At 73.8% G+C, this 20,022-nt stretch carries 18 protein-coding genes; 9 read left to right on the plus strand and 9 right to left on the minus strand.

Translation table 11 applies throughout. From position 1 onward, the window contains the following. Positions 1-7: 7 nt before the first annotated feature. A complete protein-coding gene (locus ACFV6E_RS26090) occupies positions 8-2,293 on the plus strand; it encodes a LuxR C-terminal-related transcriptional regulator (RefSeq protein WP_385464991.1) in 2,286 nt (761 codons plus the stop codon). A 68-nt stretch (positions 2,294-2,361) separates the two neighbouring features. Here the strand turns inward: ACFV6E_RS26090 and ACFV6E_RS26095 are convergent, their stop codons facing one another. Next, the gene (locus ACFV6E_RS26095; RefSeq protein ID WP_385163598.1) at positions 2,362-2,841 is read right to left on the minus strand and encodes a response regulator transcription factor; all 480 of its coding nucleotides are present in this window, start codon (positions 2,839-2,841) and stop codon (positions 2,362-2,364) included. Positions 2,842-2,939: 98 nt separating this feature from the next. After that, entirely contained in the window at positions 2,940-3,218 is a 279-nt protein-coding gene (locus ACFV6E_RS26100; RefSeq protein ID WP_385163596.1) for a hypothetical protein, read from the minus strand. Positions 3,219-3,414: 196 nt separating this feature from the next. On the opposite strand from ACFV6E_RS26100, the gene ACFV6E_RS26105 reads away from it, so the two are divergent. Next, on the plus strand, positions 3,415-3,951 hold the full coding sequence (locus ACFV6E_RS26105; RefSeq protein WP_385464964.1) for a hypothetical protein: 537 nt from the start codon (positions 3,415-3,417) through the stop codon (positions 3,949-3,951). Positions 3,952-3,996: 45 nt separating this feature from the next. Here ACFV6E_RS26105 and ACFV6E_RS26110 read toward each other — a convergent pair whose 3' ends face one another. Next, on the minus strand, positions 3,997-5,328 hold the full coding sequence (locus ACFV6E_RS26110; RefSeq protein WP_385464967.1) for a diacylglycerol/lipid kinase family protein: 1,332 nt from the start codon (positions 5,326-5,328) through the stop codon (positions 3,997-3,999). A 203-nt stretch (positions 5,329-5,531) separates the two neighbouring features. Between ACFV6E_RS26110 and ACFV6E_RS26115 the strand changes: the two genes are divergently transcribed. Then, positions 5,532-6,944 (plus strand): DUF2252 domain-containing protein, encoded by a 1,413-nt coding sequence (locus ACFV6E_RS26115; protein ID WP_385464970.1) that lies wholly within the window; start codon positions 5,532-5,534, stop codon positions 6,942-6,944. A 565-nt stretch (positions 6,945-7,509) separates the two neighbouring features. Here ACFV6E_RS26115 and ACFV6E_RS26120 read toward each other — a convergent pair. The 3 genes from ACFV6E_RS26120 to ACFV6E_RS26130 all read right to left on the minus strand — a co-directional run bounded on the left by ACFV6E_RS26120 (position 7,510) and on the right by ACFV6E_RS26130 (position 9,378). Beyond that, positions 7,510-8,325, minus strand: coding sequence for a YhjD/YihY/BrkB family envelope integrity protein (locus ACFV6E_RS26120; protein ID WP_385163587.1), 816 nt, complete (start codon positions 8,323-8,325; stop codon positions 7,510-7,512). 73 nt (positions 8,326-8,398) lie between these two features. Beyond that, positions 8,399-8,752, minus strand: a complete 354-nt coding sequence (locus ACFV6E_RS26125; RefSeq protein ID WP_385163584.1) for a MazG-like family protein — start codon at positions 8,750-8,752, stop codon at positions 8,399-8,401. Between the two features lie 80 nt (positions 8,753-8,832). Next, a complete protein-coding gene (locus tag ACFV6E_RS26130; protein WP_385163582.1) occupies positions 8,833-9,378 on the minus strand; it encodes a DoxX family protein in 546 nt (181 codons plus the stop codon). 133 nt (positions 9,379-9,511) lie between these two features. On the opposite strand from ACFV6E_RS26130, the gene ACFV6E_RS26135 reads away from it, so the two are divergent. Further along, on the plus strand, positions 9,512-9,835 hold the full coding sequence (locus ACFV6E_RS26135) for a nuclear transport factor 2 family protein (RefSeq protein WP_385163580.1): 324 nt from the start codon (positions 9,512-9,514) through the stop codon (positions 9,833-9,835). Between the two features lie 74 nt (positions 9,836-9,909). Here the strand turns inward: ACFV6E_RS26135 and ACFV6E_RS26140 are convergent, their stop codons facing one another. Both ACFV6E_RS26140 and ACFV6E_RS26145 read right to left on the minus strand, forming a co-directional pair. Continuing rightward, complete coding sequence (locus ACFV6E_RS26140; RefSeq protein ID WP_385163577.1) at positions 9,910-10,620, minus strand: ABC transporter ATP-binding protein; 711 nt, start codon at positions 10,618-10,620, stop codon at positions 9,910-9,912. 35 nt (positions 10,621-10,655) lie between these two features. Continuing rightward, positions 10,656-12,146 (minus strand): ABC transporter permease, encoded by a 1,491-nt coding sequence (locus ACFV6E_RS26145; protein ID WP_385464973.1) that lies wholly within the window; start codon positions 12,144-12,146, stop codon positions 10,656-10,658. A 485-nt stretch (positions 12,147-12,631) separates the two neighbouring features. On the opposite strand from ACFV6E_RS26145, the gene ACFV6E_RS26150 reads away from it, so the two are divergent. After that, positions 12,632-13,870 (plus strand): D-alanyl-D-alanine carboxypeptidase family protein, encoded by a 1,239-nt coding sequence (locus tag ACFV6E_RS26150; protein WP_385163572.1) that lies wholly within the window; start codon positions 12,632-12,634, stop codon positions 13,868-13,870. A 511-nt stretch (positions 13,871-14,381) separates the two neighbouring features. Further along, on the plus strand, positions 14,382-16,040 hold the full coding sequence (locus ACFV6E_RS26155; protein WP_385163569.1) for an alkaline phosphatase D family protein: 1,659 nt from the start codon (positions 14,382-14,384) through the stop codon (positions 16,038-16,040). A 55-nt stretch (positions 16,041-16,095) separates the two neighbouring features. Here ACFV6E_RS26155 and ACFV6E_RS26160 read toward each other — a convergent pair whose 3' ends face one another. Further along, positions 16,096-17,100 (minus strand): Gfo/Idh/MocA family protein, encoded by a 1,005-nt coding sequence (locus ACFV6E_RS26160; RefSeq protein WP_385163566.1) that lies wholly within the window; start codon positions 17,098-17,100, stop codon positions 16,096-16,098. 82 nt (positions 17,101-17,182) lie between these two features. Here ACFV6E_RS26160 and ACFV6E_RS26165 point away from each other — a divergent pair, with 82 nt between their 5' ends. The 3 genes from ACFV6E_RS26165 (at position 17,183) to ACFV6E_RS26175 (ending at position 19,988) form a co-directional block, all read left to right on the plus strand. After that, positions 17,183-18,592, plus strand: a complete 1,410-nt coding sequence (locus ACFV6E_RS26165; RefSeq protein ID WP_385464976.1) for a multidrug effflux MFS transporter — start codon at positions 17,183-17,185, stop codon at positions 18,590-18,592. Between the two features lie 77 nt (positions 18,593-18,669). After that, complete coding sequence (locus ACFV6E_RS26170; RefSeq protein WP_385163610.1) at positions 18,670-19,734, plus strand: serine hydrolase domain-containing protein; 1,065 nt, start codon at positions 18,670-18,672, stop codon at positions 19,732-19,734. A gap of 2 nt (positions 19,735-19,736) precedes the next feature. Then, positions 19,737-19,988, plus strand: coding sequence for a hypothetical protein (locus ACFV6E_RS26175; RefSeq protein WP_385163561.1), 252 nt, complete (start codon positions 19,737-19,739; stop codon positions 19,986-19,988). Positions 19,989-20,022: the final 34 nt, after the last annotated feature.

A 20,022-nucleotide genomic window follows, 5' to 3' on the forward strand; every position in this document is an offset into this window, starting at 1 on the left:
GGACGGCATGGACGCATGGCAGGAGGGAGCACCCGAGGGATCCGTGCTCACGCCCCGGACGAGCGTGCCCGCGCTGCCCAAGTGGCTGATCCCCAGGCCGCGGCTGACGGACCGGCTCGCCCGCGGCACCCTCGGGCCGCTGACCGTGGTCGTGGGACCGGTCGGCGCGGGCAAGTCCGCGCTCGCCGTCGAGTGGGCGCGCACCGGCCGCACCGCGGGCCCGGTCGCCTGGGTGACCTGCGACGGCCGGCACGAGCAGCCCGGCGTGTTCTGGACCCGGGTGACCGGCGCGCTGCGCGAGGCCGGGGTGGAACTGCCCCGGACACCGGACGCCTCCGATGCACCACTCCTCGTCGCCGCCCTCGCCGCCGCGCTGGCCGAACGCCGTGAACCCGTCGTGCTGGTCCTGGACGACTTCCAGCCGCCGCCGGACTCCCCGGTCGCCGAGGGCGTCATCGGACTGCTGCGGCACGCGGCCCCCGCCCTGCGGCTCGTGGTGCTCTCCCGCTGGGACCCGCCGCTGCACCTGCGCCGCAGCCGGCTCGCCGGGGAACTCACCGAACTGCGCACCGCCGACCTGGCCTTCGACGACCGGGAGACCGCGGCCCTGCTCGCCCAGCACGGCATCGCGGTGCCCCACCAGGTGGTCAGCACCCTGAGGAAGCGGGCCGACGGCTGGGCCGCGGGGCTCAGGCTCGCCGCGATGTCCATGGAGAAACAGCCCAGCCCCGAGCGGTTCGTCGCCCAGTTCGCCGGTGACGACGAGGCGGTGGTCAGCTACCTCGTCGAGGAGGTGCTCGACGCCCAGCCGCCCGGCATGCGCAGGCTGCTGCTGACCACCAGCGTCCTGGAGCACGTCAACGCCGAACTGGCCGTGGAACTCGCCGGCGAGCGGGCCGGCCTGCACTTCGCGGCGCTGACCCGGGAGAACTCCTTCCTCCAGCCCGTCGGGCAGGGCTGGTACCGGTGCCACCAGATGTTCGGCGACGTACTGCGGGTGTGCCTGCGCCACGAGTCGCCGTGGCTCGTGCCCGAACTGCACCGCAGGGCCGCCGCGTGGCTGGGCGAGCACGGCCCGCTCGCCGACGCGGTACGGCACTCGCTCGCGGCCGGGGACTTCGGCCGGGCCGGGCGGCTGGTCGTCCGGCGGCTCGCGATCGGCCAGGTACTGGGCCTGGCCGGTACCCGGCTGCCGGACGGACTGACCCGGGACCTGCCCGAGGACCTGGCCGCCGACGAACCCGAGCCGGTCCTGCTGGCCGCGGCGGCGGCCCTCGTCCGCGGCGACGAGCCCGCCTGCGCCGCGTTCCTCGAACGCGCCGGACACCTGGTCGGGGAACTGCCCCCCGACCAGGACGACCGTGCCACCCGCTGCGGCCTGGCCCACGCCGTCCTCGACATGCAGCGGCACCGCTCCCGCTCGCCCGCCGCCGCCAGGACGGCCGCGGACACCGCCGAGCCGCTCTGCGCCCGGCTCCCGCGCGCGGCGCTCGCCGAACACCCCGAGATCCCGGCGCTGATGCTGTCCATCCGCGGCCGCTGCGAACTGCGCGACGGCCGCCTCAAGACCGCGGAGACCTCCCTCACCGGCGGCCTGAAGGCCGCGAGCGCCGCCGGGAACGGCGTCCTGCGCCGCGACTGCCTCGTCGAGCTCGCCCTCCTCGAAACCCTGCGCGGCCGTTTCCGCGCCGCCGACGAACTCGCCGCGCTCGCCGCGCAGCCGCCCCTGCCCGCCTGGACCCCCGCCGACCACTCCAGGGCCCCGCTGCACGTCGTACGGGCCTGGGTCGGTCTCGCCCGCGGCGAACCCGCGCTGAGCCGCCGCCACCTGGGGCAGGCCCGCGCCGCGCTGCGCACCCGGCCCGATCCCTTCGTCGCCGAGGTCGGCGCGCTGGTCGCGGGTCTGACCACGGCGGCGGAGCGGAGCACGACCTCGCCCCGGGCGATCAGCTCCGTGATCGCCGGCTGCCGGCTGCCGCAGGGGCTGACCCGGACGCTGGGCCCGGCCTGCACCGCCGCGCTCGGCGCCTTCCACGGCCCGCGCCCGCCGGTCGCCGCGCACCCCGAACAGACCGTGTTCCCGGCGCCGTCGGTGGTCGCCGAGCGGCTGAGCGCCCGGGAGCGGGACGTACTGGCCTGCGTCGCGCGGATGATGACGACGGAGGAGATCGCCCAGGAGCTGTACCTGTCCGTGAACACGGTCAAGACGCACCTGAAGAGCGTCTACCGCAAGCTCGCCGTCACCCGCCGCTCGGCCGCGGTCCGCCGGGCCCGCGAGCTCCAACTGCTGTGACGGCGGGCCGGATTGTCCTGACAGCGGCCCGGGAGATCTTCAAGGCGGTCCGAAGGCCCAGGCCCGCGTCACAGCAGCCGCAGTTCCCTGGCCCGGCGCACCGCGTCCGCGCGGGAGCACGCGCCGAGCTTGGAGTACACCGCGCGGACATGCGTCTTGACGGTGTTGTACGAGACGAACAGCTCGTCCGCGATCTCCCGCAGCGAGGCGTCCTCCTGGAGCCGCCGCGCCACCATCAGCTCGCGTTCGGTCAGCGCCGGGGCCGGCGGCGCGGGCGCGCGGGGGCCTTGGCGGCGCCAGGACAGCGAGGCCAGCGCGGCCGACGCCTCGTCCCTGAGGGCCGCCGCGGCGTGCTGGTCCGGCACCTCGTCCGCGATGTCGAGGAGCACGTCGGCGAGCCACACCACGCAGGCCGTCACGGCCCGGTCCGCGGCCTTGTCGTCCCGGCCCAGCGCGCGCAGCCGCCCGTGCAGGGCGCTCACCCGCCGGAACCTCTTCGGCCGTGCGGGGCTCCGGTTCGCGCGCACGACGGGCAGCACCGCGGGCATGACCTCACCTCCGGGTGAGCGGGTGCGTACACCACCACCTTGGGGGAGGAAGTGCCCGTAACGGAAGGAGTCTTACGGCCCTTCGTCCGGTTTCGTCCTCACGCACCCTCTCCCGGGCCCGCCGTCGCGGGCAGTCGCCGCACTTCGAGCAGTTCGAGTCCGAGCGCCTGGATACGGTCCAGGATCCCGAACAGCGCCGCCTGGTCGAGCCCGGCGCCGTACAGGATCGTCTCGGCGGGGCGCGGCACCACGCGCAGCTCGGCGAAGGCCGTCCGCAGCGCCTCGCCGATCCGGCCCCGGATGCGGATCTCGAAGTCACCGGCGCCCGGGGGCGTTCCCGTCCGCTCGGGCTCCGCGCCCGCCTGCCCACCGCCCATCTGGCACCTCCGGCTGCGGCGGCCTGGGACACCCGCCATTCTCGCCGGGCCCCCGCGCACGGCATCACCTCAAGGGGGTGACGGCGGTCCGGCCGGTATTGGCCGTGTCTCATCCGCTGCGGGTGAACCGGCGGCCCCGGGGCGGGCGGGATGCTCCGGCCACCCGAGGAGGGCCACCCGAGGAGGAGGTCGGGACATGACTGAGCAGACATCGGCAGGGTCGGCGGGACAGCCTCCCCACCGGCCGCGACAGGACCCGTACGGGGCGCAGGCGCCCCCGTCGCAGGCGCCTCCGTCGCAGGCGCCTCCGCCGCAGCCGCCGGAGGCCCGCGTCCGGCCGCTCGCGATCGGCGGTGTGGTGTTCGCCGTGTGCATCATGGCCATCATCGGCTCGTACCACATCATCACCGGGCTCGCCGCGATCATCGACCACAACTTCTACCGGACGCAGGACGACTACGCGTACGACTTCAGCATCAACATCTGGGGCTGGATCCAGCTCGTCTCCGGGATCATCGTCCTGGCAGCCGCGTTCAGCGTGTTCCGGGGGCGGACCTGGGCGCGCGTGGTCGGCATCGTCGTCGCGACGCTGAGCGCGCTGGAGACCTTCTTCTTCACGCCGTACTACCCGGTGTGGTCGGTGCTGATCATCGGGCTCGACGTGCTGGTGATCTGGTCCCTGGCCACGTACGGGCACCGGGAGGCGCACCGGGTCTACGGGACGCCGCTGTAGCCGCGCTCCCGGTGACCGGTCTCGGCGCGCCCCCGGTGACCGGACTCAGCGCGGCGCCGGGTGCGCGGCCCGGGCCAGGCCCAGGGTGCCGAGCACCCGCCAGTCCAGCCGGGGCGCCGCGGGCCGGACCCCCGGCCGGTGCCGGGGGACCAGCACCCGCAGGGCCCGCGGCCGCACCTCGCAGTGCACGGGGGTGCGCATGCGCACCGCCTCGCCGTCGATACCGACCGGGATCCACTCCCGGTCGGCGTCCACCACCACGTCCCGGGCGGTGGTCCGGGACAGGCCCGTGGCGCGCCGGCCGCGCAGCAGCCCGGCGGCCTGCGCGGCGCCGGTCACGCGGACGCCCACGGCGCCCAGTTCGCCGCCGTCGAGCCGGGGCCGCCGGCCGAGGCCCGCGATGTCCCCCGACCCGTAGGGGTTGTTGCTGACCAGCAGGGCCTGCGGCCCGGAGAAGGCGAAGTCGCCGGCCCGCGCGGTCAGCCGCGCGCCCTCGTGCCCCACGAGCAGTTCGGGAAGCAGTTCCAGGGTGGTGCGGGTCTTGCCGTCGCGGTACTCGGGACTCTGCACGACCTCCGCGTACGCCCCGAAGGACACGTTGTTGACGAAGGGGCGGCCGCCCGCCCGGCCGAGGTCGACGTGGAGTTCCACCCCGTCGCTGAGGGCGTCCAGGGCCTTGGACGGGTCGTCGCGGTCCAGGCCGAGGTCGAGCGCGAAGTGGTTGCGGGTGCCCGCCGGGACGACCAGGAAGGGCAGGTCGAGAGCGGCGGCGACATCGGCGACCAGCGCCTGGGTGCCGTCGCCGCCCGCGACGCCGAGCAGATCGGCGCCGCCCGCCGCGGCCTTGCGGGCGATCTCGGCGACATCGGTGGTCCCGTCCCGGTACTCCAGGATCACCACCTCCGCGCCCAGGAACTCGGCCTTCTCGCGCAGCTCGAACCGGCGCACCTTGCCGCCGCCGGAGCGCGGATTCATGATCACGACCGGGTGCCTGACCACCGGCGCCGGATGCTCGCGGATCGCGGGCGGCGCCTCGTGCCGCAGCAGCGCGGCCCGGCCCGCACCGGCCGCGACCAGCCACAGGCCCCCGGCCGTTGCCACCACCCAGGCCAGCTCGGCCCTGGTGTACGTGACGACGACCCAGGCCGGGGAGGCCAGGATCAGGAGTACGGCCAGCACGCGCAGCACCCCCCGCCGGGTGAGGGTCCACCAGACCCCCGCCGCGGTGAGGGCGAGCCCGGTCAGCCCGACGGCCAGCAGCGCGAAGGTCCGCAGGCCCGCGAAGACGGCCAGCACCAGTACGGACGCGGCGGCGGCCGCCAGCGACAAGCGCGCGAGCCACCGCTGTCCCCGCATCGTCGTTTCCATGCCGGGCATCGTTCCGCCGCCGCGCCGGGGCGTCCATCACCCCCGCCAGGCGACCTCGGGCCGTGCGCCACCACCGGAACTCCGGCGTACTCCGGGCGGACAGTGGGGCGCGAGCGACCGGCCGGGGGCGGCGCCGGGGCCGGTCACACCGTGGGGGTGACGGCAGGCGGGCCGCGGCGGCCGAAGGTCGTACCGCGAGGAAGGAGCCCGCCATGCCCCCCACGTCCGACGCCGAGCACACGCACCTCACGCCCCAGGAGCGGGCCGCCCGCGGCCGGGCCGCCCGCGCCCTCGTACCCCGCACCGACCACGGGGAGTACGACCCGGCGGCGGACCGGCCGAGCCCCGTCGACGTGGTGGAGCGGCAGTCGGCGAGCAGGCTCCCCGAGCTGGTGCCGATCCGGTACGGGCGGATGCTCCAGTCGCCGTTCCGGTTCTTCCGGGGCGCCGCCGCGATCATGGCCGCCGATCTGGCCGGCACCCCGTCGAGCGGCCTGCGCGTCCAGCTCTGCGGCGATGCCCACCTGCTCAACTTCCGGCTGCTCGCCTCCGCGGAGCGGCATCTGATGTTCGACGTCAACGACTTCGACGAGACGCTGCCGGGACCCTGGGAGTGGGACGTGAAACGGCTCGTGGCCAGCCTGGCCATCGCCGGGCGGGCCAACGGCTTCGATGCCGCGCAGCGGGCGGACGTGGTGCGCGGGACCGTCCGCTCGTACCGCGAGTGGATGGACTCCTTCGCGCGGATGCGCACCCTCGACGTCTGGTACTCCCGGATCGACGCCGACGAGCTGTACGCGGCCCTGCGCGACCAGGTGGACAAGCGGACGAGGCGGCGGGTGTCGCACACGCTCGCCAAGGCCCGCACCCGCGACCACCTCCAGGCCCTGGAGAAGCTGACCGACACCAGCGACGGCCGGCTGCGGATCGCCCCCGACCCGCCGCTGGTCGTCCCGCTCGGGGAGCTGCTGCCCGACGTCGAACGGGCGCTCCGCGAGGAGCAGTTGCGCGAGCTGATCGACCGCTACGGGCGGACCCTGCCGTCCGACCGGCGGGCGCTCCTCGCGCAGTACCGCGTGGTCGACATGGCGCGCAAGGTCGTCGGCGTCGGCAGCGTGGGCACCCGCTGCTGGATCGTCCTGCTGCTCGGCCGCGACGGCCAGGACCCGCTGTTCCTCCAGGCGAAGGAGGCGCAGGAGTCGGTCCTCGCGGACTTCGCGGGCCCCAGCGCCCACGCCAACCAGGGGGAACGGGTCGTCGCGGGGCAGCGGCTGATGCAGGCGGCCGGTGACGCGTTCCTGGGCTGGGAGCGGGTGGAGGGCCTGGACGGACGGCAACGCGATTTCTACGTACGGCAGTTGCGGGACTGGAAGGGCATCGCCCAGGCCGACACGATGACCCCCGACCTGATGCGGCTGTTCGGCCGGCTGTGCGGGGCCACTCTGGCCCGCGCCCACGCCCGCTCCGGCGACCGCATCGCCATCGCCGCCTACCTCGGCCACTCGGACGCCTTCGACCAGGCGCTCGCCCGGTTCGCCGAGGCGTACGCCGACCAGAACGAGCGCGACCACCGGACACTCGGCGAGGCGGTACGCGACGGCCTGGTCACCGCCGCGTCGGAGTGACGCGTGACGCTTCAAGGCGCCGATGACGGTGCACCGGGCGGGTTGGGGTGGCGTCGGGCCGGTTCCGGGCGGGCCGGGGCGGCATCGGGCCGGTCCGGGCGGGTCGGGGCGGCATCGGGCCGGTCCGGGCGGGTCGGGGCGGCATCGGGTCGGCTGCGGGCGGGCCGGGGCGGTGCTGGGCCGGTTCCGGGCGGGTGGATGTGTGGCCTGCCGGGATGCGGGCCGTGACCGTGTGGGATGGCCTGGTCACCGCCGCGTCGGAGTGACGCGTGACGCTTCAAGGCGCCGATGACGGTGCACCGGGCGGGTCGGGGTGGCGTCGGGCCGGTTCCGGGGCGGCGAGTGTGCGGCCTGCCGGGATGCGGGCCGTGACCGTGTGGGATGGCCTGGTCACCGCCGCGTCGGAGTGACGCGCGGCGCTTCAAGGCGCCGATGACGGTGCACCGGGCGGGTCGGGGTGGCGTCGGGCCGGTTCCGGGGCGGCGAGTGTGCGGCCTGCCGGGATGCGGGCCGTGACCGTGTGGGATGGCCTGGTCACCGCCGCGTCGGAGTGACGCGCGGCGCTTCAAGGCGCCGATGACGGTGCACCGGGCGGGTCGGGGTGGCGTCGGGCCGGTTCCGGGGCGGCGAGTGTGCGGCCCGCCGCGATGCCGACCGTGACCGTGCCGAAGAACAGGATGAGCCAGGACAGCACGGTGAACACGGAGCCCAGCGGCCCGTACCGGTCGACGCTCAGCCGCAGCGCGTGCGGCAGCCACAGCCCGGAGACACCGCAGAACCCCACCACGCCCGCGCCCGTGAGCAGCGCCCCCGGCAGCAGCGGCCGCCAGGCCACCCGCCCGGCGAGCAGCAGATGCTGCGTCCACCACCACATCAGCACCGACGCCACCAGACGCAGCGGCACCCCCAGGACCGGCCCGGCCCCGAACGCCCGGTGCAGCACGCCCTGGAACAGCAGCAGCGCGATCCACACCAGCAGCCACACCGCCCAGCGCCAGACCACCGTGCGCAGTCCGGCCCGCGGCAGCTCCCACGAGCGCTCGCACAGCCGCTGCAACGCCCGGCTGAACGACGTCGCCGACAGCAGCGCGACCAGTACACCGACCGCGCCCCACGTGTGCAGCGTCTCCTCCCGGCCCGCGTACACCTCGTCGACCTGGGTGATGACGGTGCCGTGCGCGCCGAGCAGCGTGCGCAGCGAGCGTTCGAGTTCGCCGCGCACCGCGGGCGGGCCGAACGAGGCGACGGCGATGAGCAGCGGCAGCGCGGCCAGGAACGCCTGCGCCGCGAGCCGGGTCGCCATGTCCAGGACACTGACGCGTACGAGCTGCTGGACGACGCGGCCCACCAGCGGCCGGGCGGAACCGTACGGGAAGGCCACCTCGTCACCGTCAGGCCGGTGCGCCGGGAGCGCGTCGCCCGCCGCGGGTGACGGGCGCGGGCCCGCCGGGCCCTCAGACGGACGCGGTCGGCTTCCCGAGGGACCGTTCGGTGATCTTCGTCAGGTGTACGGCGAAGCTGTCGCGGGCGTCCGGGTCGAGGGTCCGCAGTGCGACCATCGCCGTGATCACCACGTCGCAGAGCTCGGAGCGCACGTCGTCCCAGGTGTGACTGTAACCCTTGCGCGGGTTCTGCCCGGTCGCCCCGATGACGGCCTGCGCGACCTCGCCGACCTCCTCCGACAGCTTCAGCAGGCGCAGCAGGAGTTCTTCCTGTCCCGCACGCTCCCGGCCGGTGTCCAGCCAGGCATGGAGGTCGTCGATCGTGTCCCAGAGTTCGGTGAGTCCAGCACCGGCACCGTCAGCCATGGGAGCAGCCTAAGCAGTCCGGTCCGTGCCGGGGCAGTCGGCCCGTGCTTCCCGGGCCGGCCCGTGGACCACCCCCGGGACTACTCCTCGAACAACGGCTCCTGCGTCCCCTCCGCCTGCCGCCGCACCCGCTTGTTGCGGGCCCCGACCACGGCGCAGGTGACCGCGGCCGTCGCGGCCAGCGCGGCGGGCACCATCCAGTTGCGGTTGACCGCGTGGCCGACGGCGTGGTCCAGGGAGAGGCGGCCGGGGCCGGTCACGGCGAGGCCCGCGGCGGTGAGGCCGAGGGTGGCGGCGTACTCGTAGCCGCCGCTCTGCGCGAAGAACCCGTTGGGCGCGTGCACGGCCGCCGCGCCGCCCATCGCGCCCGCCGCCGCCGCGCCGGCCGCGGGCGTCGCGAGCCCCAGCGCCAGCAGCGTGCCGCCGCCCGCCTCGGCGAGACCCGCCGCCAGCGCGCTCGCCCGGCCCGGCCGGTAGCCCATGGACTCCATGGCCTGGCCCGTCCCCTCCAGGCCACCGCCGCCGAACCAGCCGAACAGCTTCTGGCTGCCGTGCGCGGCCAGCACCCCGCCGGTCCCCAGCCTGAGCAGCAGCAGCCCCACATCGCTTCGGTCGATACACGCCACGGTGACTCCAGACAGGGACGGAAACGGAACGGTTCCTCTCGGGTCTCCACCCTCGCACCGCCGACACCCGGGCGGCCGGTCCGGGCGGCCGTTCGGGTGGCCGGGCGGCACAAGCGGTGTGAGTCTGACTGGCATGACGATTCAGGTAGCCAAACTGAGCGACCCGGCCGTACGGGCCTTCGTCAGCGCCGTCAACGCCCACGACCGCGACGCCCTGCGCGCGGTCCTCACCCCGGACGCCACCATGGCGGACGACGGCGCCGACCGTGACCTCGACGACTGGACCGACCGGGAGATCTTCTCCTCGCACGGCCACATGGAGGTCGACAACGAGTCCCGGGGCGGCCTCGCCCTCGTCGCCCGCTACAGCAACGACGCCTGGGGCGAGATGCGCACCCGGTGGACCTTCACCGTCGAGGACGGCCGGATCACCCGCTTCGAGACGGGCCAGGCATAGCGGAGGGACCGCCGGCGCCCACTGGCGTCGACGGCCCCTGTGTACAACCGGGCTTTCCCGCGCGCTACTTCACGCTACTTCACCGAACCGGCCGCCAGACGTCCCGCGCCGCCCTGTTCCTTCAGGGTGATCCGGCCCGCCTTGATGGTCGCGAGGCGCGGTGCGCGGCGGGCGATGGACGAGTCGTGGGTGACCATGACGAAGGTCAGCCCGTACTCGTGCCACAGCCCCTCGAGCAGCGCCATGATGTCGTCCCGCGTGCCCTCGTCGAGGTTGCCGGTGGGCTCGTCGGCGAGCAGCACCTTGGGCTTCTTGACCAGCGCGCGGGCGATCGCGACGCGCTGCTGCTGACCGCCGGACAGCTCGGAGGGCGCGTGCGTGAGGCGTTCGCCGAGGCCGACCGAGCGCAGCGCCTCCGCCGCCCGCTCGCGCCGCTCCGCGGGCTTCACCCCGAGCGGTACGAGCGCCGTCTCGACGTTCTCCTGCGCGGTCAGCGTCGGGATGAGGTTGAACGACTGGAAGATGATGCCGATCTTCTCGGCGCGCAGCCGGGTCAGCTTGGCCTCGCTGATCGAGGCGAGGTCGACGCCGTCCAGCTCGACGCTGCCCGAGGACGGCCGGTCCAGGCCGCCGATCATCTGGAGCAGCGTCGACTTGCCGCCGCCGGTGGGGCCCTGGATGACGAGCTGGTCGCCGTCCTCGATGGCGAGGTCGATGCCGCGCAGCGCCTCCACCGTCTCCTTGCCCCGCGTGTATCTCTTGGTGACGCCGGTGAGCTTGTACATGGGTTTTCTCCGAGCGGATGGGTGTGAAGGGAGGCTTACGACACGCTGCGCAGGGCGTCCGCGGGCCGCATCCGGGAGGCGCGCCAGCCGCCCATCGCACCGGCGATCAGACCGCCGGCGATGGCCAGGCCCGCCGCGAGCGCGATGGTGGTCAGCGAGACCGGCGCGGACAGCGCGATCTCCATGGTGTTCTTGGCCGCCGAGGCCGCCTGCTGGCCGGGACCGCCGCCGCCGGGGCCGCCGCCCATGCCGCCGCCACCGCCTCCGCCGCCCATGCCGCCGGAGGAGCCGAGCTCCGCGGTCAGCTTCGGGCTGATGGCCGTGACCGTGTACGCGGCGGCCAGACCGAGGGCGATACCGAGCGCGCCGCCCAGCAGCCCGTTGACGATGGACTCGCCGACGACCTGGCGGGTGACCTTGCGGGACGGCCAGCCGAGCGCCTTCAGGGTGCCGAACTCGCGCACCCGGCGGGAGACGGCCGAGGAGGTGAGCAGCGCGGCGACCAGGAAGGCGGCGACGAGGACCGCGATCGACAGCCACTTGCCCACGTTGGTCGCGAGGTCGGCGGCGGTGGACAGCGAGCCGGAGACGGTGTCCGCGAGGTCGGCGGAGGTGGTGACCGTCGTACCCGAGATGTTCTTCTGGATGGTCGACTTGACCGTGTCGATCTGCTTCGAGTCGGTCGCCTTGACGTAGATCGTGGTGACCTTGTTCTTGGCGTCGCCCAGCGTCTGCGCCTGCTTCAGCGGCAGGTAGACGTCCGTGGTCGTCTCACTGCTGTCGGGCGTCGCGATCCCGACGATCTTGTACTTGGTCCCCGAGATCTTGATGCTCTCGCCGACCGTGTACTTGTTCTCCTTGGCGTAGGACTTGCTGACCACCGCGACCTTCGCGTCGGTCTGCGCGGCCGTGAAGGTCACCCCCTTGGTGATCTTCGAGGTGGCCAGCGGGCCGAGGTCCTGGTTGGTGACGTCGACACCCGCGACGGAGTACGAGTTGACGTCGAAGGAGGCGCCGCCGCCCTGTACCTGCGGCTGGCCCGAGCCGCCGCTCTGGCTGCTGCCGCCGGGGCCGCCCTGGCCCTGCTGCTGCGTGGTGGAGCTCTTCGCCTTGCCCTGGGTGAAGGAGCCGTCGACCTTGGTGACGTTCAGGGTCAGCGCGCCGACCGCGCTCGCCACGCCCTTCTGCGCCCCGACCTTCTCCACCAGCGCGGACTTCAGGGTCTGCCCGCCCTGTGTCATGACCCGGTCGGAGCTCTGCGTCTCGTCGCTGTCCGCCTTCGCGTCGAAGTCGAACTTCGGTCTCTCGGAACTGTTCCCCGAGGGAGCCGCCGCGGCCTTGGTGACCGTCATGTCGGTGCCGAGCCCGTACAGCGACTTCAGGACCTTGTCCTGGGCCTGCTGCATACCGGCCGACACCGAGTTGACGGTGATGACCAGCGCGATACCGAGCGCCAGACCCAGGGCGATCACCAGCGCCGCCTTCTTGCGCCGGCTCAGCTCACGCTTGAGATAGATACCGAACATCCCGTTCCTCAAAGGTTCTTGGCGCCCGCTGTGGGCGCGGCGAAAAGCTATGGGCGAACCTTTGAGGGGACCTGAGGACAGCATGTGCCGTTGCTGAGAAAGTGAGGCCCGACATCAGAATTCCGTCAGACAGCCAATTCCTAAGCCACAGAGGGCCTGCTGCCAGGAAAGGCCTGTTGAGTGAGGCGCGGTGAAGAACAGCGGGCCCGCCCGGCATGCGCCTTCCCGTGGGACGGTGGACAGGAGCGAGGGGCGGGCCCGCGCCTTTTCGCGTCGCTCCCCGCGCCGTACGCGTGTTCTCGCGCACCGCTCCCCGTGCCGCACGCGTGTTTGTCGCGTACTGCTCCCCGCGCCGCACGCGCGTTCCCCCTCCCTGGCGTTCCCGGCCCCGGCGGCGGTCTCTTTGCCGCGCCTTTGGCAGCGCCATGCACTTTCTTTGTGACCCCGGCGTGCGGGGACACAGCAACGCTTTGTACGGTCCCCGGATGCGCGATTCCTCACCGCTCAGCCGCCGGGCCGCCCTGGGCCTCGCCGCGGCCGCCGTCCCGCTCGCCGCCGCGGGCACCGCCTCCGCCGCCACCACGATCGGCGGTGAGCGGCTGGCCCGCTCCGGCGTCCAGGTGAGCGGTGCCCCGAAGCCGCCCGAACTCACCGCCCGTGCCTGGCTGGTGGCCGACCAGGAGAGCGGCGAGGTGCTGGCCTCCTGCCGCGCGCACCAGCGGCTGGCGCCCGCCTCCACCCTGAAGATGCTGTTCGCGGACACCGTGCTGGGCGAGTTCGAGCGGACCGAGCGGCACACGGTGACCGCCGAGGACCTGGCGGGCATCCCCGCGGGCTCCAGCCTGGTCGGCGTCCAGGCCGGCATCACGTACACCGTCGAGCAGTTGTGGCAGGGCGTGTTCCTGCGCTCGGGCAACGACGCGGTGCACGTGCTGAGCCATATGTACGGCGGGGTGGACGAGACGGTCGCCGCCATGCAGGCCAAGGCCGAGGACCTCCAGGCCCTGGACACCCATGTGGTCAGCCCCGACGGCTTCGACCACAAGGGGCAGCTCTCCTCCGCGTACGACCTGACGCTCTTCGCCCGGCACGGGCTGCGCGACGACGACTTCCGGGCCTACTGCGCGACGAAGACCGCCGACTTCCCGGCGGGCGGCAAGAAGACCTTCCAGATCCAGAACACCGACCGCCTGCTGACCGGCGCCTGGGGGATGGAGACGTACGACGGGCTCATCGGCGTCAAGAACGGTTACACGAGCCATGCGGGCAACACCTTCACCGGCGCGGCCACCCGGGACGGGCGCACCCTGCTGGTCACCGTGATGCACCCCAAGGCGGGCGGCAACGGCGTCTACGAGGAGACGGCCACGTTGCTCGACTGGGGCTTCAAATACGCGGACGGCGCCGGGGCCGTGGGCACGCTGGTCGAGCCGCTGAGCGAGGGCGGGGCCAGTCCGGCCCCGACGCGCAGCGCCGTGAAGGCCGCGGCGGGCGCGCCGGCGGCGGTCCCGGGGGACGGCTCGCCCTGGGAGCTGGTGGGCGGGGCCGGGGGAGCGGCGGCGATCTTCGCGGGCGGACTGTTCGCCGCGCTGGTCAACCGCAGACGCAGGGCGGCGCGGGGCGCGGCGGGCGGCGTGGCGGAGGACACGGCGGAGGGCCGGCGCCGGGTGACCACGAAGGCCGCACCCCGACGGGAGGGCACGGGTCGCCGACGCCGGCGGTGAAACGCGGGGCGGCCGCCGGTAGCGAGTACGAGGCGGCCACGGACGGCAAGTGCGGGCGGCCGTCGGCGGGGAGCGCGGACTGTCGCCGACGGTGAGTGCGGACGGTCGCCGGCGGCCGAGGGCTGGAGTGTGGGGCAGCCGTCCCACGGCCCGGTGCTTGCCTCGCGTTCCGGCGCGAGGCCCGCCCCCTTCCGGGCCACGGAACGGCTGCCGCCTCCCCCCTCGGTGCGGACTGCGGGAGCGAAGTGCTCTAACTGTGAAGCTCTGGTGGAGGAGAGTCGAGCATAAGCCCGCCACCGGCACCAATGGCACGGACGAACAGCTTCCGTTTGTGCAGGTTGAGTCATTGACCAAACCTTGAGCGGAACGTGACCGCCCCGGCCGCGCACCGGCCCCGGGCCCGGCCATCCGGAACTCATCCGTCCGACACCTTTCTGTTGTGTACGCGACAGTCCAGCGTCGACCCTGGCAACTCCAATGCTCGGTACAACCACCGTCCGTGGAGGGCCAGATGACACCCGCAGCCCATCAGCCGCCGCACCGCAGCACGTCCCGGCACGCCCCCGAACTGCGTGCCGCCGCCCGGCACCTCGGCCGCCGCCGCTTCCTCACCGTGACCGGCGCCGCCGCCGCGCTCGCCTTCGCCGTGAACGTGCCGACGGCCGGCGTCGCCTCCGCCGCCGAGCTCGACGCCGCGAAGATCACCGACAACCCCTTCACGCTCGGCGTGGCCTCCGGCGACCCGCTGCCCACGTCCGTGCTGCTGTGGACCCGGCTCGCCCCCTCGCCGTACCAGGCAGGCAGCGGTCTGCCCGAGAAACGGGTCACCGTGCACTGGGAGCTGGCCCACGACGAGCGTTTCCGCCGGATCGCCAGACGCGGCGCCGCCGTCGCGCACCCCGAGTACAACCACGCCGTGCACGTCGAGGTCGGCGGCCTCGACTCCGACCGCGTCTTCTACTACCGCTTCCGCGTCGGCGCCTTCGTCAGCGAGACCGGCCGCACCCGCACCGCGCCCGCCACCCGCGCCCGTACCGCCGCGCTGACCCTGGCCGCGGTCTCCTGCCAGGCGTACCACGACGGCTACTTCACCGCGTACAAGCACCTCGCCGAGGACGACGTCGACGTGGTCTTCCACCTCGGCGACTACCTCTACGAGTACGCCGTGAGCGCGGTCGGCGGCGCCCGCAACTACACCGACCGCACCCTGCCCGACCTCTTCAACCACGAGACGGTCACCCTGGAGGACTACCGGCTGCGCTACGCGCTGTACAAGTCCGACCCGGACCTCAGGGCCGCGCACGCCGCGCACCCCTTCGTCGTCACCTGGGACGACCACGAGACCGAGAACAACTACGCGGACGACCTCGACGAGAACGGCAACCCGCCGGAGGAGTTCCTGCTCCGCCGCGCCGCCGCCTACCGTGCCTACTGGGAGAACCAGCCGCTGCGCCGCCAGCAGCTCCCGGTCGGACCCGACGCGCAGCTCTACCGCCGCCTGACGTGGGGCCGCCTCGCCCAGTTCGACATCCTCGACACCCGCCAGTACCGCTCCGACCAGGCGTACGGCGACGGCTCGCACGTCCCCGGGCCCGAGTCGGACGACCCGGCGCGCACCATCACCGGCGCCACCCAGGAGCGCTGGCTCATCGACGGCTGGAAGAACTCGCGGGCGCTGTGGAACGTGGTGCCGCAGCAGGTCACGTTCTCGCAGCGCAAGCTGGACCTGAACGCGGTCGCGAAGGTGTCGATGGACGCCTGGGACGGCTACCGCGCCTCCCGCGACCGGGTGATCGCCGGAGCCAAGGCGGCCGGCATCGAGAACTGGATGGTGCTCACCGGGGACGTCCACGTCGGCTACGCCTTCGACATCAAGGACGACTTCGACGACCCGTCCTCCAACACCCTCGGCACGGAGATCGTCGCCACCTCCATAGCCAGCGGCAAGGACGGCTCCGAGAAGCCCTCGAACTGGACCACGTACACGACCGCCAACCCGCACCTGAAGTTCTACAACGGGCGGCGCGGCTACGTGACCGTCGAGCTCGGGCAGGACGCGGCGCGCGCCGACTTCAAGACGGTGTCCGCCGTGACGACGCCCGGGGCGCCGATCACGACGGCCGCGTCCTTCGTCACCGAGGTGGGCGACCAGGGGCTCAAGGAGGCGTGAGCCGGGGACGGGCCGGGACGGTGCCCTCGGGCCCGCCCGGCCCGGCCGGGCTCCGTCAGATGCCGCCCTCGCCCGGGTAGCGGACGCCGACGCGGTCCCGGATCGCGTCGAGCGTCCGCATCACGGCGAGCGTGCCCTCCAGCGGGACCAGCGGCGACTCGGTCTCGCCGGCCCGCAGGGCCCGCATCACCTCCACCGCCTCGTGCTTCATGCTGTTGCGGGGGCCGTGCGCGGGATCGGCCGCGAAGGTCTCGCTCTCCCGGCCGTCCCGGTGCAGCACGAAGTGGTCCGGGAAGAAGAAGCCGTCCGGGATGTCGATGCGGCCCGTGGAACCGGTGACCGACGCGGAGACGGGCGTACCGGCGTTGATCGCGCAGTGCACCGACGCCAGGGCACCGCTGTCGTAGGAGAGCAGCGCGCCCGTCTGGAGGTCGACGCCCTCCTCCGAGAGCACCGCGCTCGCGGCGATGTCCGAGGGCTCCCCGAGCAGCAGGTGCGCGAACGACACCGGATAGACGCCGAGGTCGAGCAGCGCGCCGCCGCCCTGCTCGGGGTCCCGCAGCCGGTGCGAGGGCGGGAACGGCCCGTTGATCCCGAAGTCCGCCTGGAGCGTGCGGACTTCACCGATCGCGCCGTCCGCCACGAGCTGCTTCAGCCGCAGCACCAGCGGGTTGCAGAAGGTCCACATGGCCTCCATCAGGAACCGGCCGCGCGCCCGCGCGAGGTCCACCAGCTCCCGGGCCTCCCACGCGTTCAGCGTGAACGCCTTCTCGCACAGCACATGGCGCCCCGCCTCCAGGCACAGCCCCGCCGCCGCCCGGTGCGCGGAGTGCGGGGTCGCGACGTACACCACGTCCACGTCCTCGTCCGCCGCGAGCGAGGCCCAGTCCCCGTACGCCCTCGGTATCCCGAACCGCTCCGCGAACGCCTTCGCGGAGTCCGTGCTCCGCGAGGCCACCGCCACGACCTCCGCGTCCGGCAGATCCACCAGGTCCGCGGTGAACGTCGCCGCGATCCCCCCGGTCGCCAGAATCCCCCACCGCACCCGCTCGCCCGTCATCCCCTGGCCCCTCGCCCGTGACCCGAACACCCTGTACGAGCTGAGAGCATAGGTGGCGGAACGATCCGAGAGGGAGGGGCACATGCCCGAGGGCGGCCGCACCGTGCGGTACGAGGACGACGCGACCGAGACGAAGGGGCACACGGCAGGGACTACGGCCGGACCGGCACCCGCCGCGCCACCACGGACACCGACGAAACCCGCGGGAGCGGCGGGGCTCAGCGGAGCCCGCCGCGCGGGACTCCTCGTCACCCTCGTCCTCGGCGGGCTCACCGCAACACCCCCGCTCGCGATGGACATGTACCTCCCCTCGCTCCCGGAGGTCACCGAGGCACTGCACGCGCCCGCCGCCACCGTCCAGCTCACGCTCACCGCGTGCCTGGCCGGGATGGCGCTCGGCCAGCTCGTCGTCGGCCCGATGAGCGACCGCTGGGGCCGCAGGCGCCCGCTCCTCATCGGCCTCGCCGTCTACGTCGTGGCCACCGCGCTGTGCGCCGTCGCGCCGAACGTCGAGCTCCTCGTCGCCTTCCGCCTCGCGCAGGGCCTCGCGGGCGCCGCCGGCATCGTCATAGCCCGCGCCGTCGTCCGCGACCTGTACGACGGCCTCGCCATGGCCCGCTTCTTCTCCACCCTGATGCTGATCTCCGGCGTCGCCCCGGTCGTCGCCCCGCTCATCGGCGGGCAGATCCTGCGCGTCACCGACTGGCGCGGCGTCTTCGCGCTGCTGACCGTCGTCGGCGTCCTGCTCACGGCCGTCGTCTTCTTCCGGCTCCCGGAGACCCTGGCCCCCGCCGACCGCAACGGCGGCGGCGTCAAGGCGGCCCTCGGCGCCATGCGCGGCCTGCTCGCCGACCGCGTCTTCACCGGCTACATGCTCACCGGCGGCTTCGCCTTCGCCGCGCTCTTCGCCTACATCTCCGCCTCGCCCTTCGTGATCCAGGAGATCTACGGCGCCTCCCCGCAGACCTTCAGCCTGCTGTTCGGCGTGAATTCCGTGGGCCTGGTCATCGCGGGCCAGATCAACGGCAAGATCCTGGTCGGCCGGGTCAGCCTCGACAAGACGCTCGCCACCGGGCTCGCCGTGATCACCGCCGCCGCGACCGCCCTGCTGCTGATGTCCACCGGCGTCTTCGGCGAGGTCGGCCTCGCCCCCGTCGCCACGGCCCTGTTCGTGCTGATGACCGCCATGGGCATCACGATGCCCAACACCCAGACCCTCGCCCTGCTGCGGGTCCGGCACGCGGCCGGCTCGGCCTCGGCGCTGCTCGGCACCTCCTCCTTCCTCGTCGGCGCCGTCGCCTCGCCGCTCGTCGGCATCGCGGGCGAGCACACCGCCGTACCCATGGCCGTCGTCCAACTGGCCGCGGCACTGGTGGCCGTCGCCTGCTTCGTGGCACTGTGCCGTCCCTGGGAACAGGGGATCGCCCTGTCCGGGCGGCGCCCGGGAACCGGGGCGGGCCGTACGGCGGAAGGAAAGGCGGCGGACAGCTGAGCGCACCGAGACTGCGCCCCGGCACCCCGGAACGGGCCGGGCTCGACCCCGACGAACTGCGCCGCCTCGTCATGGAGGTGCGCACCGCGACGACGGGGGAGCGTCCCTGGGCGGCGGGCGCCGTCGTGCTCGCCGGACGCGGGCCCGTCATCGCCGTGGAGGAGGCCGTCGGATGGGCGGTGCGCTACTCCTCCTACGACGCGGTACGGGACGCGGGCGTCGACCCGCCGGCCCGTGACCGCGTCCCGATGACCGTGCACACCCCCTTCGACCTGGCGTCGCTGACCAAGCTGTTCACCGCGGTCGCCGCCGTGCAGCAGCTGGAACGCGGCACCCTCGGCATCGACGCCCGGGTCGCGGCGTACCTGCCGGACTTCGGCGCCGCCGCCGAGCACGGCATCACCGTGCGCCAGCTCCTCACCCATACCTCGGGGCTGCGCCCCGAACTCCCGCTGTACGACTGCCCGACCGCCGCGGCCCGCCTTTCCCTGCTGCGCACGGAGGCACCGGAGCGCCGCCCCGGCACCGCCCACCGCTACAGCGACCTCAACCTGCTCCTCCTTCAGTACATCCTGGAGCGCATCACCGGGCGCGGGCTCGACGTCCTGATCCGCGACGGCATCACCCGGCCGCTGGGCATGACCGCCACCGGCTTCGGGCCCTGCCCCGGCGCGGCGGCGACCGAGGACCAGCGGCGGCCGTGGGCCAAGGCGGACCGCGGCATGCTCAGGGGCGTGGTCCACGACGAGAACGCCTGGGCGCTCGGCGGGGTCGCCGGACACGCGGGCCTCTTCTCCACCGCCCGCGACCTCGCCGTCTTCTGCCGGACGCTGCTCGCGGGCGGCTCCTACGGGCCCGCCCGCATCCTCGGCCCCGACTTCGTGGAGCTGATGTTCACGCCGCCGGGCCTCGGCTTCGCCCTCGACCAGCCGTGGTTCATGGGCGCCCTCGCCGGACGCGGCGCGGCGGGCCACACCGGCTTCACCGGCACCTCGCTGGTCCTCGACCCGGCCACCGACACGTTCCTCGTGCTGCTCGCGAACACGGTCCACCCGCGGCGCCGCGCCCCGGACAGCGGCGTCCGCGCGGCGGCGGCCACCCGGCTGGCACGGGCGGTCCGCGGGACCCGGGAGGGCGGCTGACGGTGACGGCCCCCGAGGAACTCCCCACCTTCTCCGCGGCGGCGGTGGCGGACGTACGGCACGGCCAGGCCTCCCCGGCGAGGCCGGGAGCCGGCTGCTCCTCGGCACTCCAGGATGTGGTGCCGGCGGGAGTGCGGGACCGCCCCGTCGAGGTCGAGGGTCTCCTCCGCCGACTCGAAGTCCCGGTGCGGGCGCTCCCGGTCCAGCAGGTGGAGAAGTGCGCGAAGGAACGTACGTCCCGGTTCAGCCGGTAGGGCGCGGTCTGTACGTGGGGGACCCGGCGGCACG

Origin of the sequence: Streptomyces sp. NPDC059785 (assembly GCF_042732375.1) — a bacterium.
Lineage (GTDB): Bacteria > Actinomycetota > Actinomycetes > Streptomycetales > Streptomycetaceae > Streptomyces.

Bases quoted from the DNA above. Each gene is read 5' to 3' on its own strand.
- ACFV6E_RS26090 (WP_385464991.1), top strand. From the start codon at position 8: ATGGACGCATGGCAGGAGGGAGCACCCGAGGGATCCGTGCTCACGCCC.
- ACFV6E_RS26095 (WP_385163598.1), bottom strand. From the start codon at position 2,841: ATGCCCGCGGTGCTGCCCGTCGTGCGCGCGAACCGGAGCCCCGCACGG.
- ACFV6E_RS26100 (WP_385163596.1), bottom strand. From the start codon at position 3,218: ATGGGCGGTGGGCAGGCGGGCGCGGAGCCCGAGCGGACGGGAACGCCC.
- ACFV6E_RS26105 (WP_385464964.1), top strand. From the start codon at position 3,415: ATGACTGAGCAGACATCGGCAGGGTCGGCGGGACAGCCTCCCCACCGG.
- ACFV6E_RS26110 (WP_385464967.1), bottom strand. From the start codon at position 5,328: ATGCCCGGCATGGAAACGACGATGCGGGGACAGCGGTGGCTCGCGCGC.
- ACFV6E_RS26115 (WP_385464970.1), top strand. From the start codon at position 5,532: ATGCCCCCCACGTCCGACGCCGAGCACACGCACCTCACGCCCCAGGAG.
- ACFV6E_RS26125 (WP_385163584.1), bottom strand. From the start codon at position 8,752: ATGGCTGACGGTGCCGGTGCTGGACTCACCGAACTCTGGGACACGATC.
- ACFV6E_RS26135 (WP_385163580.1), top strand. From the start codon at position 9,512: ATGACGATTCAGGTAGCCAAACTGAGCGACCCGGCCGTACGGGCCTTC.
- ACFV6E_RS26140 (WP_385163577.1), bottom strand. From the start codon at position 10,620: ATGTACAAGCTCACCGGCGTCACCAAGAGATACACGCGGGGCAAGGAG.
- ACFV6E_RS26145 (WP_385464973.1), bottom strand. From the start codon at position 12,146: ATGTTCGGTATCTATCTCAAGCGTGAGCTGAGCCGGCGCAAGAAGGCG.
- ACFV6E_RS26150 (WP_385163572.1), top strand. From the start codon at position 12,632: ATGCGCGATTCCTCACCGCTCAGCCGCCGGGCCGCCCTGGGCCTCGCC.
- ACFV6E_RS26155 (WP_385163569.1), top strand. From the start codon at position 14,382: ATGACACCCGCAGCCCATCAGCCGCCGCACCGCAGCACGTCCCGGCAC.
- ACFV6E_RS26160 (WP_385163566.1), bottom strand. From the start codon at position 17,100: ATGACGGGCGAGCGGGTGCGGTGGGGGATTCTGGCGACCGGGGGGATC.
- ACFV6E_RS26165 (WP_385464976.1), top strand. From the start codon at position 17,183: ATGCCCGAGGGCGGCCGCACCGTGCGGTACGAGGACGACGCGACCGAG.